The 15482-nt window shown below is 71.1% G+C and carries 19 protein-coding genes; 9 read left to right on the forward strand and 10 right to left on the reverse strand.

Annotation, left to right across the window (positions count from 1 at the left end):
- Positions 1-55: 55 nt before the first annotated feature.
- Positions 56-1171, reverse strand: a complete 1116-nt coding sequence (locus ABUW04_RS04730) for a bile acid:sodium symporter family protein (RefSeq protein ID WP_380562991.1) — start codon at positions 1169-1171, stop codon at positions 56-58.
- 130 nt (positions 1172-1301) lie between these two features.
- Here ABUW04_RS04730 and ABUW04_RS04735 point away from each other — a divergent pair, with 130 nt between their 5' ends.
- From ABUW04_RS04735 to ABUW04_RS04760, 6 genes are all read left to right on the forward strand, one after another.
- Entirely contained in the window at positions 1302-1979 is a 678-nt protein-coding gene (locus ABUW04_RS04735; protein WP_051725190.1) for a GntR family transcriptional regulator, read from the forward strand.
- 66 nt (positions 1980-2045) lie between these two features.
- Positions 2046-2510: a type II toxin-antitoxin system PemK/MazF family toxin gene (locus ABUW04_RS04740; protein ID WP_030253051.1), complete on the forward strand. Its 465-nt coding sequence runs from the start codon at positions 2046-2048 to the stop codon at positions 2508-2510.
- A gap of 277 nt (positions 2511-2787) precedes the next feature.
- Positions 2788-3528: a GntR family transcriptional regulator gene (locus ABUW04_RS04745; RefSeq protein WP_030253053.1), complete on the forward strand. Its 741-nt coding sequence runs from the start codon at positions 2788-2790 to the stop codon at positions 3526-3528.
- 123 nt (positions 3529-3651) lie between these two features.
- Positions 3652-4692: a dTDP-glucose 4,6-dehydratase gene (gene rfbB, locus ABUW04_RS04750; protein WP_380563455.1), complete on the forward strand. Its 1041-nt coding sequence runs from the start codon at positions 3652-3654 to the stop codon at positions 4690-4692.
- A gap of 26 nt (positions 4693-4718) precedes the next feature.
- The gene (locus ABUW04_RS04755) at positions 4719-5855 is read left to right on the forward strand and encodes a DegT/DnrJ/EryC1/StrS family aminotransferase (RefSeq protein WP_380562993.1); all 1137 of its coding nucleotides are present in this window, start codon (positions 4719-4721) and stop codon (positions 5853-5855) included.
- Positions 5852-6493, forward strand: a complete 642-nt coding sequence (locus tag ABUW04_RS04760; RefSeq protein ID WP_380562995.1) for a formyltransferase family protein — start codon at positions 5852-5854, stop codon at positions 6491-6493. The genes ABUW04_RS04755 and ABUW04_RS04760 overlap by 4 nt, the downstream gene beginning before the upstream one ends.
- 15 nt (positions 6494-6508) lie before the next feature.
- Here ABUW04_RS04760 and ABUW04_RS04765 read toward each other — a convergent pair whose 3' ends face one another.
- Positions 6509-7696: a UDP-N-acetylglucosamine--N-acetylmuramyl-(pentapeptide) pyrophosphoryl-undecaprenol N-acetylglucosamine transferase gene (locus ABUW04_RS04765; RefSeq protein WP_380562997.1), complete on the reverse strand. Its 1188-nt coding sequence runs from the start codon at positions 7694-7696 to the stop codon at positions 6509-6511.
- A 217-nt stretch (positions 7697-7913) separates the two neighbouring features.
- Between ABUW04_RS04765 and ABUW04_RS04770 the strand changes: the two genes are divergently transcribed.
- The gene (locus ABUW04_RS04770; RefSeq protein ID WP_380562999.1) at positions 7914-8570 is read left to right on the forward strand and encodes a hypothetical protein; all 657 of its coding nucleotides are present in this window, start codon (positions 7914-7916) and stop codon (positions 8568-8570) included.
- A 45-nt stretch (positions 8571-8615) separates the two neighbouring features.
- On the opposite strand, the gene ABUW04_RS04775 is transcribed toward ABUW04_RS04770, so the two are convergent.
- The 3 genes from ABUW04_RS04775 to ABUW04_RS04785 form a co-directional block, all read right to left on the reverse strand.
- Positions 8616-9071, reverse strand: coding sequence for a cupin domain-containing protein (locus ABUW04_RS04775; RefSeq protein ID WP_380563001.1), 456 nt, complete (start codon positions 9069-9071; stop codon positions 8616-8618).
- A gap of 66 nt (positions 9072-9137) precedes the next feature.
- Entirely contained in the window at positions 9138-10484 is a 1347-nt protein-coding gene (locus ABUW04_RS04780; RefSeq protein ID WP_380563003.1) for an LLM class flavin-dependent oxidoreductase, read from the reverse strand.
- Positions 10481-11056, reverse strand: a complete 576-nt coding sequence (locus tag ABUW04_RS04785) for a flavin reductase family protein (RefSeq protein WP_380563005.1) — start codon at positions 11054-11056, stop codon at positions 10481-10483. The genes ABUW04_RS04780 and ABUW04_RS04785 overlap by 4 nt, the downstream gene beginning before the upstream one ends.
- A 288-nt stretch (positions 11057-11344) precedes the next feature.
- On the opposite strand from ABUW04_RS04785, the gene ABUW04_RS04790 reads away from it, so the two are divergent.
- A complete protein-coding gene (locus ABUW04_RS04790; protein WP_380563007.1) occupies positions 11345-11857 on the forward strand; it encodes a nucleoside deaminase in 513 nt (170 codons plus the stop codon).
- Positions 11858-12004: 147 nt separating this feature from the next.
- The gene (locus ABUW04_RS04795) at positions 12005-12517 is read left to right on the forward strand and encodes an NADPH-dependent FMN reductase (RefSeq protein ID WP_380563009.1); all 513 of its coding nucleotides are present in this window, start codon (positions 12005-12007) and stop codon (positions 12515-12517) included.
- A gap of 10 nt (positions 12518-12527) precedes the next feature.
- Here ABUW04_RS04795 and ABUW04_RS04800 read toward each other — a convergent pair whose 3' ends face one another.
- The 5 genes from ABUW04_RS04800 to ABUW04_RS04820 all read right to left on the reverse strand — a co-directional run bounded on the left by ABUW04_RS04800 (position 12528) and on the right by ABUW04_RS04820 (position 15482).
- Positions 12528-12782, reverse strand: a complete 255-nt coding sequence (locus tag ABUW04_RS04800) for a Smr/MutS family protein (RefSeq protein WP_380563011.1) — start codon at positions 12780-12782, stop codon at positions 12528-12530.
- A 132-nt stretch (positions 12783-12914) separates the two neighbouring features.
- Positions 12915-13364 (reverse strand): TIGR03618 family F420-dependent PPOX class oxidoreductase, encoded by a 450-nt coding sequence (locus ABUW04_RS04805; RefSeq protein ID WP_380563013.1) that lies wholly within the window; start codon positions 13362-13364, stop codon positions 12915-12917.
- 20 nt (positions 13365-13384) lie between these two features.
- A complete protein-coding gene (locus ABUW04_RS04810; RefSeq protein ID WP_380563015.1) occupies positions 13385-13756 on the reverse strand; it encodes a hypothetical protein in 372 nt (123 codons plus the stop codon).
- A 2-nt stretch (positions 13757-13758) separates the two neighbouring features.
- Complete coding sequence (locus ABUW04_RS04815; protein ID WP_380563017.1) at positions 13759-14346, reverse strand: GNAT family N-acetyltransferase; 588 nt, start codon at positions 14344-14346, stop codon at positions 13759-13761.
- A complete protein-coding gene (locus ABUW04_RS04820) occupies positions 14343-15482 on the reverse strand; it encodes an LLM class flavin-dependent oxidoreductase (RefSeq protein ID WP_380563019.1) in 1140 nt (379 codons plus the stop codon). The genes ABUW04_RS04815 and ABUW04_RS04820 overlap by 4 nt, the downstream gene beginning before the upstream one ends.

Below are 15482 nucleotides of genomic sequence, written 5' to 3' on the forward strand. Positions count from 1 at the left end.
CAGGGAGAGGTGAGCCGCGGAGGGCCGAGACAGGTGGCATTGCTGAGCACCACGACTACCGCCTGCCCGGCAGATCCTCGGCCATGCCGCCTCGTTCGAGGTCGAGTCGGTCGGCGCGGGCGGTTCGGACCGGTTGCGGCCGGGGCGCGGGCAGTGCGGCTTCGGGCTGCCGGTCCCCGTCCGCCCCGGACCTGCTCCACCGGCGTGCCAGCACCGTGCAGACCATCAGCTGGATCTGGTGGAACAGCATCAGCGGCAGCACCATCACGCTGACGTCGTGGCCCGCGAACAGCACCGCCGCCATCGGCAGACCACTGGCCAGGCTCTTCTTGGAGCCGCAGAAGACGATGGTGATCCGGTCGGCCCGGTCGAAGCCGAGCCTGCGTCCGGCCGCGGCGGTGAGCAGCAGCGCGACCGCCAGCACCGCCGCGCACACCGCGATCAGGACCAGCAGCCGGGCGAACGACAGGGAGTGCCAGACCCCGGCGACCATGCCCTCGCTGAAGGCCGCGTAGACCACCAGCAGGATGGAGCCCCGGTCGACCACGGTCATCGCCGGCTTGTGGGCGGTCAGCCAGCCGATGGTCCAGCGCCGGCTCGCCTGGCCCAGCAGGAAGGGCAGCAGCAGTTGCAGCAGCAGGCTGAGCACCGAGCCGCCGTCGATCCTGACCGTCCCGCCACCGCCGAGCAGCGCGGAGGCCAGCAGTGGGGTGACCACGATCCCCAGCAGGCTGGAGAAGGAAGCCGCGCAGACCGCGCCGGCGATGTTGCCCCGGGCGATGGAGGTGAAGGCGATGGACGACTGCACGGTGGACGGCAGCAGGCACAGGAACAGCACGCCCTTGGCGAGCTCCGGTCCCAGCAGCGGGGTGGTCAGCGCCTGGGCGGCCAGTCCCAGTGCGGGGAACACGATGAAACTGGCGGCCAGGATGGTGAGGTGCAGCCGCCAGTGCCGGGCGCCGTCCAGCGCGGCGCGGGGCGAGAGCCTGGCGCCGTAGAGGAAGAACAACAGCGCGATGGCGGCGGTGGTCAGGTCGCCGAGGCCGCGCGCCGCCTGGCCGCGGGCCGGGATCAGCGCGGCGGTGCCGACGGTGGCCAGGATGGCCAGGACATAGGGGTCCACCCCGAAGCGGGCCAGGGTGCCGCTCACGGTGGAGCGCAGCGCGCTCACCGGGCACCGAGCCGCTCGCCGGAGGGGTGCGGACGCCGGTGCGTTCCAGGGCCGTGGCCCTGCTGTAGTACGTTCGCCACATCCATCCTTCCACGATCGGTGCGACGATTGTATTCAATCGAGGTGAGCCATGTCCGAGCAGGGGTCCCCGCAACCGGAACCGCGCGGGCGGATGTCCGCCCAGGCGGTGAGCCGGGCGATCCGCGATGACGTGATCAACGGCGTGCACCGGCCCGGCCAGCGGCTCACCGAGGAGGCCATGGCGGCGCGGTACGGGGTGTCCCGGGTGCCGGTGCGCGAGGCGCTGCGCACCCTGGAGGCCGAGGGCTTCCTGCACTCGCGCCCCTACGCGGGCATCGCCGTGGTCGAGCTGGACGACGGCGAGGCCGAGGACCTGCTGGAGGTCCGCGCGCTGCTGGAGCCGTTGGGCGCGGCGCGGGCCGCGCTGCGGCGCACCCCGGAACAGCTGGGACGCCTCAAGGAGCTGGTGGCGCTGGGGCAGGACGCGGTGGCGGGCGACCGGCTGGCCGAGGTGGCCCGGCTCAACAGCCGCTTCCACGAGGTGATCGCCGAGGCCTCCGGCAGCCGGACGCTCACCCAGCTGGTGACCCAGCTCAGCCAGAAGATCGCCTGGGTCTACTCGGTCCAACTCCCGCGCCGCGCCGCCGACTCCTGGAGCGAGCACGCCGAGATCGTCCGCGCGCTGGAACTCGGGGACGAGGAGCTGGCCCGCTCACTGGTGGCCCGTCACATCGACCGGGCCCGCTCGGCCTACCGCCGTCGGACCAACGTTGTATACGACTCTTGAATCAACGGCGCGCCGGCACCCACCCCGGTGCGGATGTCGATCACCGCTGGCCCTAGCGTCTCTGCCATGACGACCTTCTCAACTCCCTCCGACAGCGCCGAGTACGAGTTCCCGGGCCGCAGCGGACCCAGCGCCACCACCGAGGCCGACGCCCACCGCGTCGGCCCGGTCCGCACCGAGTACGCGCCGGCCCATGACGGCGACCCCGACCCCGGCGAGATCGTCTGGACCTGGGTCCCGTTCGAGGAGAACGACGGCCGCGGCAAGGACCGCCCGGTGCTCGTGGTCGCCCGCGAGGAGCACGGCACGCTGCTCGCCGTCCAGCTCTCCAGCAAGCAGCACGACCGCGACGCCGACTGGGTGGCCATCGGCGAGGGCCCCTGGGACCGCGAGGGCCGCGACTCCTGGATCTCCATCGACCGGGTGCTCCGCCTGCACGAACAGGGCATGCGCCGCGAGGCCTGCGCCCTGGACCGCGGCCGCTTCAACCTGGTCACCAACCGCCTCAAGGAACGCTACGGCTGGAGCTGAGCCCCATCCCGCGGTGAGGCGGTGTCCGGCTGTCATCTCCCGTGATGGGCCCAACGCTTGGGGCGTCCTACCAGTCGTTCCGGCGTGGGCCCTGTGCCGCGTCCGCGGGGGTCCCTTGGCCCGCCATGGGAAGCACCCGGTCTTCCTCAGCGACGTGGCCGTGGTCCGGGGTTCACCAATCCCTTTGAGCGACCTTACCGATGGTGCCACCCACGGTGCCCCGGAGCTCAGAGTGCTCTACGGTGCTTCCCTAAGGAACTGATCCTTTGGAGGAGCCGTGCCGACCCCGCCGTACCGCCAGATCGCCGATGACCTGCGCCGCCGCATCCTCGACGGGGATCTGCCGCCCGGGGCGGTCGTGCCGAGTGAGAACGCCTTGGTGGAGCAGTACGGCGTCGCCGCCGAAACGGCGCGACGTGCACTGGCGGTACTCGCGGCGGAGGGGCTGACGGAAGCGCGCCGCGGTTCGGGGACGCGAGTGCGGTCCTTCCGGCCGATCCTGCGGCAGGCCGGCAAGCGCTTGGCGGCAGAGCAATGGGGTAGCGGGCGCTCGATCTGGCAGGCGGACCTGGACCAGCGGCCCATGACCGTAGATCGTGCGACCGTTGCCGAGCAGCCCTGCCCCGCCCGCATCGCCGAATCGCTGGGCCTGGAGGAAGGGGCCGCGGTGTGGGTGCGAGACCGGCGCTACCTGGTGGAGGGCGTGCCCGTGATGCTTGCGACCTCCTATCTGCCAGCGGGCTTGGTGGCCGGCTCGGCTATCACCCGGCCGGACAGCGGGCCCGGCGGCACCTATGCGCGGCTGGCGGAGCTGGGCTGGGCGCCGGTCGCGTTCCGTGAGCAGGTCCGGGCGCGGATGCCGCTGCCGGAGGAGGCGGAGGCTCTGCAACTGGGGGCGGGCAGCCCGGTGGTGCTGATCGTGCGGTTCGCGTTCGCGCGCGACGGCGTCCCGGTGGAGGTTAACGAGATGACGCTGGATGCCTCCCGTTATCTGATGGAGTGGGAGTTTCCAGCGTGACGTGAGTGGTTGGGCCGGCGGCACCGGGGTGTTGACTTCCTTAGGGAACTAGCGGGAAAGTTCCCTAAGGAACCTGCGCGCCCTTCAGGTGCGCCGTCCTCTTGGAGGCCGCCCGTGACCGCACTGCGGAACCCCGCCCCAACCGACCTCACCCCAACTCCCACTGTGACCGCCCGGATCCTGGTGACCGGTGGAGCCGGCTTCATCGGCTCCCACTTCGTCCGCCGACTCCTGGCAGCCGATGACGTCGACCAGATCACCGTCCTGGACGCGCTCACCTACGCCGGACACCGCGAAAACCTCGGCGAAGCCCTGACCGACCCGAAGCTGGAGTTCGTCCAGGGCAGCATTCTGAACGCCCACCTGGTCGACGAACTCGTGCAGCAGCACACCGCGGTGGTTCACTTCGCCGCCGAGTCCCACGTCGACCGCTCCTTCTTCGAGGCGGGCGCGTTCCTGCGAACGAACGTGCTCGGCACCTACACCCTGCTGGACGCGGTCCGCCGATTCGGCACCGGCCGGTTCGTCCACGTGTCCACCGACGAGGTCTACGGACCTCTGGCCTTCGGCTGTGCGGACGAGTCCGCGCCGCTGCGGCCCACCGTCCCCTACGCCGCCTCCAAAGCGGCCTCCGACATGGTCGCCCTGTCCTACCACTGCACCTACGGGGTGCCGGTGTGCGTGACCCGCTCCTCCAACAACTACGGGCCCGCCCAACACCCCGAGAAGATCATCCCGCTGTTCGTGACACGCCTCCTCAAGGGCGAACCCGTCACCCTGCACGGCCGCGGAGAACACGTGCGCAACTGGCTCCACGTGGAGGACAACTGCCAGGGCATCGACCTGGTGTTACGCGGGGGGACTCCTGGCGAGGTCTACAACATCGGCGGCGGCACCGACCTGACCAGCGCTCAGCTGACCGGCATGCTGCTGGAACTGTTCGGCGCCGGCTGGGATCGCGTCCAGCACATCCCCGACCGGACCTGCAACGACCTTCGATACGCCATGGACTGGTCGAAGATCGCCAACCAGCTCGGCTACCGGCCCACCTGGGACCTGACCGGGGGCCTGGCCGCCACGGTCGATTGGTATCGCCGGAACCCCGACCGCTGGGCGCCCCATGTGCGGGCCGGCGATGCGCGGCCCATGCACCACCCCGTCTGATCCGCCGCTCTGCGCAGGAGGCCGAGATGTCCAACACCATCACCATGCGCGGCAGCAGCCGCAATTCCAGCCCCTTCCTGTACGGGACCGAAGCCGACGCGGTTGCCCGCGTCCTGGCCGGCGGTCAGTACGGGCACACCGAGGTCACCGAGGAATTCGAGGACCGGATCGCCCGGTTCCTCGGCGTGCCCGAGGCGGTGGCCGTCAGCTCCGGCACTGCCGCCCTGCACACTGCCCTCCTCGTCGCCGGGGTCGGCCCCGGCGACGAGGTGATCCTGCCGTCCCTCACATTCTGCGCCACCGTCCAGGCCGTCCTGGCCTGTGGTGCCACTCCTCGCTTTGCCGACATCGATCCGACCACCGTCTGCCTGGAACCGGGCAGTGTCCTGGACGCCCTAAACCCGGCCACCAAGGCGGTGCTGCCCGTTCTGTACGGCGGCCGGGCCGTCGACTTGTCCACTGTCCGGCCGGACCTGGAGGAGCGCGGCATCACCGTGGTTGAGGATGCCGCCCAGGCCTTCGGGTCCATGGCCGGCACCCAGGCGGTCGGCGCGACCGGGGCGCTGACCTGCTTCAGCTTCGGACCGATCAAGAATCTGACGTGCGGTCAGGGTGGCATGGTCATCCCACGCAGCCCGGAGGAGGCCCAACAGGCCCGAGGCTTCCGAATGCTGGGCGTCACTCAGTCCCAGGCCGAACGCAGAACAGCTACGACCTACCGGGTGGACGGCTTCGGCCTGCGCTACCAGATGTCCTCGATCAACGCGGCCATCGGCCTGGCCCAGCTCGACCGCTTCTCCGAGACTGCCGCAGCGCGCCAACAGCTGTGGCGCACCTACCAGGAGGCTCTTCAGGAAGTGCCCGGGGCGGCGCTGGTGGACGTCGACGTGGACCGCTCGGTGCCGCACCTGTGCGCGGTTCTCGTGCCTGACCGCGACGCCGTCTTCCGCCGACTCCACGACCAGGGGATCGGAGTCGGCGTCCATTACCCGCCCAACCACCTGCAAGCCGCGTTCGCCCCCTGGCGGCGCGAGCTTCCGGTCACCGAACGCGTGGGCCGGCAGATCCTGACCTTGCCCTTCCACCAGCACCTGGGCGCGGACGAGATCCAGTACGTCGCCACCGCCCTTGCTCGGGCTCTCCCGGTGGGACGGCCGCGGTGAGGCGGGCCGCCGTGCTCGGCAAGGGGTCGCTGGCGGTCCACGCCTGCGAGGTCGTCAGGGCTCTGCCCGATACCGTCCTGGACACCGTGGTGCCCAACTCCGACGAGCCGATGTGGGACATCCGTCTGTCGGACTACGTCGCCGACCACTGGCCCGGGACCCGGGTCGTGCGCTCCGGCGACTGGCGGGACCTGGAGCCGGGTCACTGCGACCTTGTCGTCAGCGTCCTCTACGACAGGATCATCGGCCCCGAACTGATCAATGCCACCCGTCAGATCGTCAACTGCCACCCCGGCCCGCTCCCCGATTACCGGGGAGCGAACCCCGTCAACTGGGCGTTACTCAACGGCGAGCACCGGCATGGCATCACCATCCACGCCATCGACACCGGAATCGACTCCGGTCCGATCCTCGGCGAGGCCCACTTCTCGATCTGGCCCGAGGTGGACGAGGTCCGCGACGTATGGAACCGCGCCATGGAGCACGGCCGGCTCCTGATCACCGACACCCTGCCGCGCCTGGACCTCATCAGCCCGCGCCCCCAGGACCACGACCGGGCAGTCACCCACTACCGGCGCGACAGCCACCTGCTCGGTGACCGCCGCGACTGGACCAGAAAGCTGTCCCCCCGCCCCTGACCCGTACCGGAATACTCAGTGCTCTCCGGCGACGGTCAGCAGGAGGTCGACCAACTGCTCGGCGGCGTCCGGACGTCCCAGCGACCGGGCCCGCTCTGCCATCGCGACCCGCTGCTCAGGATCATCGAGCAGCGGCTCAAGCAGTCCGCGCAGCGCTGGCGCGGTCGCCTCCCCCAGCAGGGCGGCGGCCGCGCCGGCGTCGTGCAGGTGGCGGGCATTGTGGGTCTGCTCGCCACCGGCCGAGCTGGCCAGCGGCACCAGGATCGACGCTTTGCCCAGCGCTGTGAGTTCCGCGATCGTGCCCGCCCCGCTGCGCGAGATCACCACGCCAGCCAGCGCCAGGACGTCCGGCAGCTCCGGGCCGACGTAGCCGGTCAGCAGGTAGCGCGCGCGGAGATCCGCCGGCAGCGGCGCGAGGGTGGACTGCAGTTCGGTGAGGTTGTCGGGGCCGCACTGGTGGACGACGTTGGCCCGCGACAGCAACCAGGGCAGGAGGTCGCGTACCAGCCCGTTGATCTGGGCGGAACCCTGGGCGCCGCCGGTGACGTAGACGGTAGGCAGGCGGCGGTCGAAGGAGTGCAGCCCCAAGGCTTCGACGGCCTTGTCCGCCTGGCCGGTCAGTACCTCGGGGCGTACCGGGTTACCCGTCACCACCGCAGTCTCGCGCACCGGTTGAGGCAGCAGCGGCAGGGTGGAGGCCGAGGAGACCGCGACGCGCGTGGCGGTCCTGGCCAGAGACCGGTTCGCCAGCCCCAACCGGACGGTCTGCTCGTGGACCACCAGGGGACGGCGGCACATCTTCGCGGCCAGGCCTACCGGGACGCAGGCGTAGCCGCCGGTGGTCAGCACCACGTCCGGCCCGAACCGCGCCACGATCGTCCGGGCCTGCGCGACGCCCAGGGGCACCCGTCCCATGTCCCGCATGTTCGCCGCCGACACCATCTTGAGCGGGTTGCTGGAGCGGCGAACCTTCCCCGTCGCGACCGGTGCGAAAGCGATGCCCTCACCCATGGCGACCCGCTCTTCCAGGCTGCTGGCCGTGCCCACCCACAGGACGTCCAGTGACCGGCCCTCGGCAGCCAGCCTGTTCCTCATCGCCCGCACCGTGGTCAGCGCCGGGTAGGTGTGCCCGCCGGTGCCGCCACCCGAGACGATCAACCGGAACGGCCGCTCTGCGGGCCGGCGCTCGCCGTCGACATTCATGAGCAGGGACTCCCGATCTGGCGGGCTTTCAGCCCGGGGTGGAGCAAGCAGGGCGTTCCGGACGCTAGCAGTTCCCCGTGCACTGATCCGAATACGTTGGTGGGCGGCGGTACGTCCTGGCGAATCACCCGGCCGGTATATGGGGGCGATCGACAGCCTGAGACACTACGGGCGCGTTCCCGTTCCCCTCGCCGAGTTCCCCCGCACGGAGTGATGCATGGGCGGTTTCCTGCGGTGCAACCTGTTCTACGACGTCGATCACCAACAGGTGTACGACGCACTGGACGAGTTCTGGCAGAGCCAGCAGTACCGACTCGCCGGCGCTGACTCCTCGGTGAAGGACTGCTACACGCTCCACCAGCACGACAACGGTTGGACCGTGTTGGAATGGACGCGCGGCTGGGATCTGCGTCGCCGCGCCCAGCTCCATGTCTCGCGGACCTACGCCTGCCCCGGACTGCTGACCTTCGTCTACGACGGCGACCTGTGGGGTTACGAGCTCTTCCACCACGGCAGAGAAGTGGACCACTTCGTCCAATGGACCGAAGCCGGGCATGGCTTCTTCCACGATCGCCCGCGCACCGGACGCCCGGACCTGCTCGTGGCCCAGTTCCCGGACCTCGGACTGAACCTGGAGCACGCCCGGGGCTACCTCACCAGTGTCAGCATCGACGACGACTCGTTCGAGGATTTCTACTGGTCTGACAACGACCCGAGAAACTCCCCGGTACGCGCAGGCGACCGGTGCGGGCGACTGGATGCCTACGCGGTCCGCGACTTCTGGCGCTTCCTCGGTGTGGAACCCGATGACAACCCCACCCCGGACCTCTTCGCAGCACCCGTCTGGCGGCGGTTCACCACAGAACGTGAGTAGCACTGGGAATCCGGCACTGGCAGGTTGCCCATGGTCTAGGAGTCCTCAGGTCCCGTCGGCTGGTTCTTCCAGGGTGAAGTCGGCGTAGTCGAAGCCGGGGGCGACGATGCAGCTGACCAGAACTGCCTGGTCGGCTGCGGGCTCGGCGGACTGCCAGGTGCCGGCGGGTACCAGGAGTTGCGGGCGCTCGCCCTGCTCCACCTGCGGGCCGAGTACGCCCTCCGTCGCGGCGGTCTCGTCCGGGGCCTCGCCGGTGCCGCCCAGCCGCAGGCGGAGCGGGCCGCCTCGGTGCCAGAGCCACAGCTCGTCCGAGCGCACCCGGTGCCAGCGCGAGGCCTCGCCCGGGTGCAGCAGGAAGTAGATGCCGGTGGCGAAGGCTCGCGGGCCCGGGTAACCCTCCGGCACGGTCTCGCCGGAGGTCTTCCAGGTCTCGCGGAACCAGCCGCCCTCGACGTGGGGTTCCAGGCCGAGGAGGGCCACCAGCGGGGAGGTGTCGGTCATGGGCCGATCGTATGCTGCGTCGCCGTCAGGACCTGCGGCGCAGCGCCGCCGGGAACCGACAAGTCGTCAGGCGCCCACCAGGGTCGAGGCGAAGCGGTTGGCGGGACGGGGCAGGCCGTAGTGCTCGCGCAGGGTGCGGCCGGTGTACTCGGTGCGGAACAGGCCGCGCTCCTGCAGGATCGGCACCACCCGCTGCACGAACACCTCCAGCCCGGAGGGGAGCACGGCCGGCATGATGTTGAAGCCGTCGGCCGCCCCGTGCTCGAACCAGTGCTGGATGGTGTCGGCGACCTGCACCGGCGTGCCGGTGAAGGTGCGGTGTCCGCGGCCCCCGCCGAGGCGGCCGATCAGCTGCCGGACCGTCAGCCGCTCCCGCCGGGCCAGTTGGACGATCAGCGTGTAGCGGCTCTTGGAGCCCTCGATCTCGTCCTCCTCGGGAAGGTCCGACGGCAGCTCCTCGTCCAGGGCGAACCGGTCGGGGTCCAGCCCCAGCAGGGTCGCCAGCTGGAGTTTGGCGTACTCCGGCTGGATCAGCCGGTCCAGCTCCGCGTCCAGCTCCCGGGCCTCGGCCTCGGTGTCGCCGATCACCGGGACGATGCCGGGCAGGATCTTCACGCCCTCAGGGTCGCGACCGGCGGCCACGGCCCGTCGCTTGACGTCGGCGTAGAAGGCCTGGCCCTCCTCCAGGGTCGGCTGGGCCGTGAAGACCGCCTCGGCGTAGCGGGCCGCGAAGTCCTTGCCGTCCTCGCTGGAGCCGGCCTGCACCAGCAGCGGATGGGCCTGCGGCGAGCGCGGCACGTTCAGCGGACCGTCCACCCGGAAGTGCCTGCCGACGTGGCCGAACCGGTGCACCCGGTCCGCCTCGGCGTGCACCCCGCGGTCCTTGTCGGCCACCACCGCGTCGTCCTCCCAGCTGTCCCAGAGCTTGGTGGACACCTCGATGAACTCCGCCGCCCGGTCGTAGCGCTCGGCGTGGGTCGGCTGGCCCTCCAGGCCGAAGTTGCGGGCCGCGGCGTCGCCGGCGGTGGTGACGATGTTCCATCCGGCCCGGCCGCCGGAGACGTGGTCCAGCGAGGCGAACCGGCGGGCCAGGTTGTAGGGCTCGTTGTAGCTGGTGGACGCGGTGGCGATGAGCCCGATCCGGCTGGTGGACACGGCCAGAGCGGTCAGCAGCACGGTCGGTTCCAGGCGCCCGCTCGGGCGCCGGCCCGGGTCGCCCCACAGCGCGGGGCTGTCCGCCAGGAACAGCGAGTCGAACTTGGCGTCCTCCGCGATCCGGGCCAGCCGCTGGTGGTAGGCGACGTCGATGTGGGCCAGCGGCTCGGACTCGGGCAGCCGCCAGGAGGCCTCGTGGTGGCCGGTGTCGTGGATGAACAGGTTGAAGTGCAGACTGCGCTGCTCGGGGCGGCTCATGCGGGGTCGGCTCCAAGGAGAAGGTCCGGGTGCGGGGTGTGGTCGAGGGAGTGGTCGAGGCTGTGGTCGAACGAGTGGTAGCGGCCGTTGTGGTGGACCAGCGGTCGGTGCGGCTCGGCCCCGGACAGCCAGGAGGCCTCGACCCGGGCGATCACGATGCGGTGGTCGCCCGCCGTCACCAGGTCCTCGATCCGCACCTGCAGCCACCCGGGCGCTTCGTCCAGCACCGGTTCGCCGCCGGGCAGGCGGCTCCAGCGGGTCGGCTCGGCGAAGCGGTCGATCCCGCTGGTGGCGAACCGCCGGGCCAGCGGCTCCTGTTCGGCGCCGAGGAAGTTCACCACGGCGGTGTCGGCGTCCTTGACGTGCGGCCAGCTGGACGCGGTCGAGGAGATGCCGAAGGACACCAGCGCGGGCTCCAGCGACAGCGAGGTCAGCGAGGTCGCGGTGAACCCGGCGGGACCGCGGCCGGCGTCGGCGGTGATCACCACGACGCCTGCCGGGTGTCGCCGGAACACCTCCTTGTACTGCGCCGGCGAGACCGGACCGGCCTCGGTGGTCAGGGTGCTGGTCATGATGTCTCCATTTCAGAACCGCGCGGCGGCATCACGAGAGGAGGGAGGGAACGCGACACTGGGCACTGCGAACGCCGTGGAAACGTCGGACGGCGGGATGGAACGCGGACGGGGCGTCAGGCCCGGGCGCGGGCGGCCGCGATGCTGCGGGCTGCTGCGTCGCGCCGCATCGATCTCGTGAAACGACCATAGCCAGGGGCTGAGAGTCCGGACAATGTTTGTTCCAGCGGTGGAAGAAACCCGAGGCCGGGACACCCGGCGTGGAGAACGGAACAGGGAAGAGACGACATGACGCAGGACGAGATCCCTTTGGACGCCCCACTGTCCGACGCCGACCTGGGCCATCTGCGCCGGTGCGTGGAGCTGGCGGCCGAGGCTCTGGAGGCCGGTGACTGGCCGTTCGGGTCGGTGCTGGTGGGCGGGGACGGGACGGTGCTCGCCGAGGACCGCAACCGGGAGGTGAGCCTGGGCGATCCGACCCGCCATCCCGAGTTCGAGCTGGCCCGCTGGGCCGCCACCGAGCTGACCCCGGAGGCCCGGGCGGCGGCGACCGTCTACACCTCCGGCGAGCACTGCCCGATGTGTTCGGCGGCCCACGGCTGGGTCGGGCTGGGCCGCATCGTCTATGTGAGCTCGGCCGAGCAGACTGCTTCCTGGTACAAGGAGCTCGGCGTCGCGCCCTCGGCCGTCCGCGCGATCCCGATCACGGATGTCGTACCTGGGCTCCCCGTGCGGGGACCGGTACCCGGCCTCGACGAGGAGGTGCACGACCTGCACCGGAGGTCCCGCGGGCAGGCCTGAGCCGGAATCGCGACACACTGCGGCAGTACTCGGTTAACACTCCCCGTCGAAGATGGTGGGGGCGGCTCAAGGCCCCGCGGCCACCCACCGTCAGCCAGCCAGTCAGTCCGTTTGTCAGTGAGCCAGTTAGTCAGTCAGGAGAGCGCCGTGAGCGTCGTCGTCCTCGTCGGCAACCCGAGACCACGATCCCGTACCTACGAGGCGGCGCACCTTGTCGCCGAGCGGCTGACGGGGGCTCAGGCCGACCACAGCATCGACCTCGCCGACCTGGGGGCCGCGCTGTTCGACCCCGAGGACCAGCGGGTGGCCGAGGCCATCGCCGCCGTCGAGGGCGCCGACCTGCTGATCGCCGCCAGCCCCACCTACAAGGCCAGCTACACCGGTCTGCTGAAGCTCTTCCTGGACCGGCTCGGCTCGGGCTCGCTCGCGGGCACCACGGCGGTGCCGTTGCTGCTCGGCGCGCACTGGCGCCATTCGCTGGCCGCGGACCTGCTGCTGAAGCCGGTCCTGGTGGAGCTGGGCGCGACCGTCCCGGTGCGGGGCCTGTTCCTGCTGGACTCGGACTACACCGCGTCGGAGGAGCTGGAGAAGTGGCTGACCTCGGCACGCGGCCAGGTGGCCGCGACTGTGGACGCCGAGCGGGCCCGGGTGGCGTCCTGACCCTGGCCGACTACCCGGCTTCGCGGAAGTGGACGATCACACGCCCCTCGTTGCCGGGCGGCGACTCGTGACGCAGGTACAGCTTCTTGATGTGCTTCTGGTCGAGGAACGCCAGCACGCGCCGCTTCAGCTGGCCGGTCCCCTTCCCGGGGATGATCTCGACGGCGGGCTCGCCGGAGCGGGCGGCCGTGAAGAGGAACTGGCGCATGGCGAGTTCGATGTCGCGGTTGTTGCGGTAGATCGGGTGCAGATCCAGGCTCAACATGCCGCAACACCGTCCGATGGCGCGGTGGACTGCTCCTCGGCGATCACGTTCGCACCCTAGTCCCGTTCCGCCGCCCGCACCAGGAAGCCGGCGCCCGGCGCCCGGGTCCCGGGGCCGGATCCCGGGTCGCGCTCAGGCGGTGGGGGCGTTTCCGTAGACTCGGGACGGCTCGACCAGGACCACGGTGCGTCGCTGCTCGGCCATCACCCGGTCGTACTCGGCCCAGTCCTCGTGCACCCCGCCCGCCGCCGTGAAGACCGCGCGCAGCAGCAGGCGCAGGCCCTCGGGGTCCAGCCAGGGCTGGGGGTCGTCGGGGCCGGCCAGCTGGGCCCGGCCCTCGACGGTCGCCCACTGCCACCCGTGCCGGAAGGTCGCGGTGAGCTGCGGCCGGGCCCGCAGGTTGGCCAGCTTCACCCGCCCGTAGGTGACGAAGGCCAGGACCGGGACTCCGGTGGCCGGATGCGGCAGCAGCCCGGCGTTCACGACCGAGGCCTGCACCGTGGCATCCGCCCGCAGCGTCGACACCACCGCGAGCCCGCTCTCCTGCTGCCCCAGGTCACTGGCTTCCTGCAGCGTGGTCATCGGTGCTTCCCTCCGGTCCGTCAGTCCTGCCAGTCGAGTTGGTGCTCGGGCACGCCCACCGAGCGGCCGTGGGCGCGGGCCTGGGCGCGAACGGCCGTGTCCCCGCGAGCGTAGCGGTACACCGTGCCGGCGAAGACGATCACACGCTGGTCGCCGACCCGCAGATCGGCGTACCAGCCGCCTTCCGCACGGAGGCAGCCAGCCAGCGCCTCGGCGACACCGTCGGCCTCCCGGTCGTCGACCTCGAAGTCGACGACCGTCCACAGCGGCGGCTGGTGCGGACCGACCGTGTCCGACAGGTCCAGCCGGGTGATCCGACGGATCCTCAGCCCTGGCGGTTCGAAGACCGCTCCGGGGCGGAGGCTCTCGCCGATGACGCATCCGGTCGCCACCTTCACTCCCCCGGCCCGGAGTGACTGGTGGGTGTGGCGGCCCCGAAGTCCACCCGTGGGGTCGGGGGGAAGTCCTCCGAGCGGAGCGGGTGGGTGCCGGTCAGGCGCTTGGCGAAGGGGAGTGGGCCGCCGAGGGTTTCCGGGTCGGCGGTCAGGTCGAACAGGGCGGTGTAGCCGGTGACCAGGTAGAGGCCCTTGGCCTCCGGCTGGCGCGGGCCCGTGGTGAGGTAGACCTGCTGGTAGCCGGCGGCGGCTGCGGCCTGCTCCAGCTCGTGGACGACGCGGCGGGCCAGGCCGCGGCGGCGGTGCGCGCTGTGGGTCCAGATGCGCTTCAGCTCGGCGGTGTGCTCGTCGTAGCGGCGGTAGGCGCCGCCGGCGACCGGTTCGCCGTCCTGCAGCAGCAGGAGCAGCAGGCCGCCGTGGTCCGGCTCGAACTCCTCGGCCGGGTAGCGGGACAGCTCCCTGCTGGTGCCGGCCAGCGAGGGGTAGCGGGTGGTGTACTCGTGCTCCAGCTCGGTCAGCAGCGGCTGCACCAGCGGATCCGCCAGGACCGTGGCGCGGACCTCGTACTGCGGGACGGTGGTGGTCAACGGAGCGCTCCCTCAGGGGTGGTGACGGTCTCCGCGGCGGTGCGGGCGCGCTCGGCGTCGCGGCGGGCGACGCCCTCGCGGACCAGCGGGATGACGTGGCGGCCGAAGTCGATGGCGTCGCCGAGCAGGTCGTAGCCGCGGGCGGAGAGGATGTCGACGCCGAGGTCGTAGTAGTCGAGCAGCGCCTCGGCGACGGTCTCGGGGGTGCCGACCAGGGCGTTGGAGTTGCCGGCGCCGCCGGTCGCGGCGGCGGTGGGGGTCCACAGGGCGCGGTCGTAGCGCTCGCCCTGCTCGGCGATGGCGATCAGCCGCTGCGAACCGGTGTTCTGCGGGTTGGCCACACCGGCCCTGCGGCTCCAGGCGCCGGACTCACGACGGGACTTGATGGCCGCGACGGTGCGGTGGGCCTTCTCCCAGGCGAGTTCCTCGGTGGGGGCGATGATCGGCCGGAAGGCCACCTGGATCCGGGGCGGGTCGGTGCGTCCGGCCGCCCGGGCCGCCGCCTTCACCGCCTCGATCTGCTTGGCGGTCTCTTCCAGCGGTTCGCCCCACAGCGCGTAGATGTCCGCGACGGCGCCGCCCGCGGCGTAGGCGGCGGGCGAGGAGCCGCCGAAGGAGACGTCCGGGCGGGGCTGCTGCACCGGGAAGACGTCGGCGGCGAAGTCGTTGAAGCGGTAGTACTGGCCCTGGTGGTCGAAGGGCTCATGCTCGGTCCAGGCCCGCTTGACGATCTCGATGTACTCGCGGGTGCGGGCGTAGCGCTGGTCCTTGGTCAGGAAGTCGCCCTCGCGCTGCTGCTCGTGGTCGTTGCCGCCGGTGATGAAGTGGACCGTGAGCCGGCCGTCGCTGATCCGGTCCAGGGTGGCGAACTCCTTGGCCGCGAACGTCGGGTAGGAGACGTTGGGCCGGTGCGCCAGCAGGATCTGCAGCCGGCTGGTGTTGGCCGCGATGTACGCGGCGGAGGTGCCCGGTTCCGGCGAGCCGGAGCCGTAGGCGAACAGCACCCGGTCCCAGCCGTGGTCCTCATGGGCCCGGGCCAGCCTGAGCGTGTACTCCTTGTCGAACGAGGCCCCGCTGCGGGGGTTGGTCTCCGAGCCGTCGTTGGTGGCGGCGATACCGAGGAACTCGATGGGCAT

It is taken from the genome of Streptacidiphilus jeojiensis, assembly GCF_042510965.1.
GTDB classification, from domain to species: Bacteria; Actinomycetota; Actinomycetes; order Streptomycetales; family Streptomycetaceae; genus Streptacidiphilus; species Streptacidiphilus jeojiensis.

Excerpts from the sequence above, each read along its gene's own strand:
- ABUW04_RS04735 (WP_051725190.1), top strand. The coding sequence starts at position 1,302 with ATGTCCGAGCAGGGGTCCCCGCAACCGGAACCGCGCGGGCGGATGTCC.
- ABUW04_RS04740 (WP_030253051.1), top strand. The coding sequence starts at position 2,046 with ATGACGACCTTCTCAACTCCCTCCGACAGCGCCGAGTACGAGTTCCCG.
- ABUW04_RS04755 (WP_380562993.1), top strand. The coding sequence starts at position 4,719 with ATGTCCAACACCATCACCATGCGCGGCAGCAGCCGCAATTCCAGCCCC.
- ABUW04_RS04765 (WP_380562997.1), bottom strand. The coding sequence starts at position 7,696 with ATGAATGTCGACGGCGAGCGCCGGCCCGCAGAGCGGCCGTTCCGGTTG.
- ABUW04_RS04770 (WP_380562999.1), top strand. The coding sequence starts at position 7,914 with ATGGGCGGTTTCCTGCGGTGCAACCTGTTCTACGACGTCGATCACCAA.
- ABUW04_RS04775 (WP_380563001.1), bottom strand. The coding sequence starts at position 9,071 with ATGACCGACACCTCCCCGCTGGTGGCCCTCCTCGGCCTGGAACCCCAC.
- ABUW04_RS04780 (WP_380563003.1), bottom strand. The coding sequence starts at position 10,484 with ATGAGCCGCCCCGAGCAGCGCAGTCTGCACTTCAACCTGTTCATCCAC.
- ABUW04_RS04785 (WP_380563005.1), bottom strand. The coding sequence starts at position 11,056 with ATGACCAGCACCCTGACCACCGAGGCCGGTCCGGTCTCGCCGGCGCAG.
- ABUW04_RS04790 (WP_380563007.1), top strand. The coding sequence starts at position 11,345 with ATGACGCAGGACGAGATCCCTTTGGACGCCCCACTGTCCGACGCCGAC.
- ABUW04_RS04800 (WP_380563011.1), bottom strand. The coding sequence starts at position 12,782 with ATGTTGAGCCTGGATCTGCACCCGATCTACCGCAACAACCGCGACATC.
- ABUW04_RS04805 (WP_380563013.1), bottom strand. The coding sequence starts at position 13,364 with ATGACCACGCTGCAGGAAGCCAGTGACCTGGGGCAGCAGGAGAGCGGG.
- ABUW04_RS04820 (WP_380563019.1), bottom strand. The coding sequence starts at position 15,482 with ATGCCCATCGAGTTCCTCGGTATCGCCGCCACCAACGACGGCTCGGAG.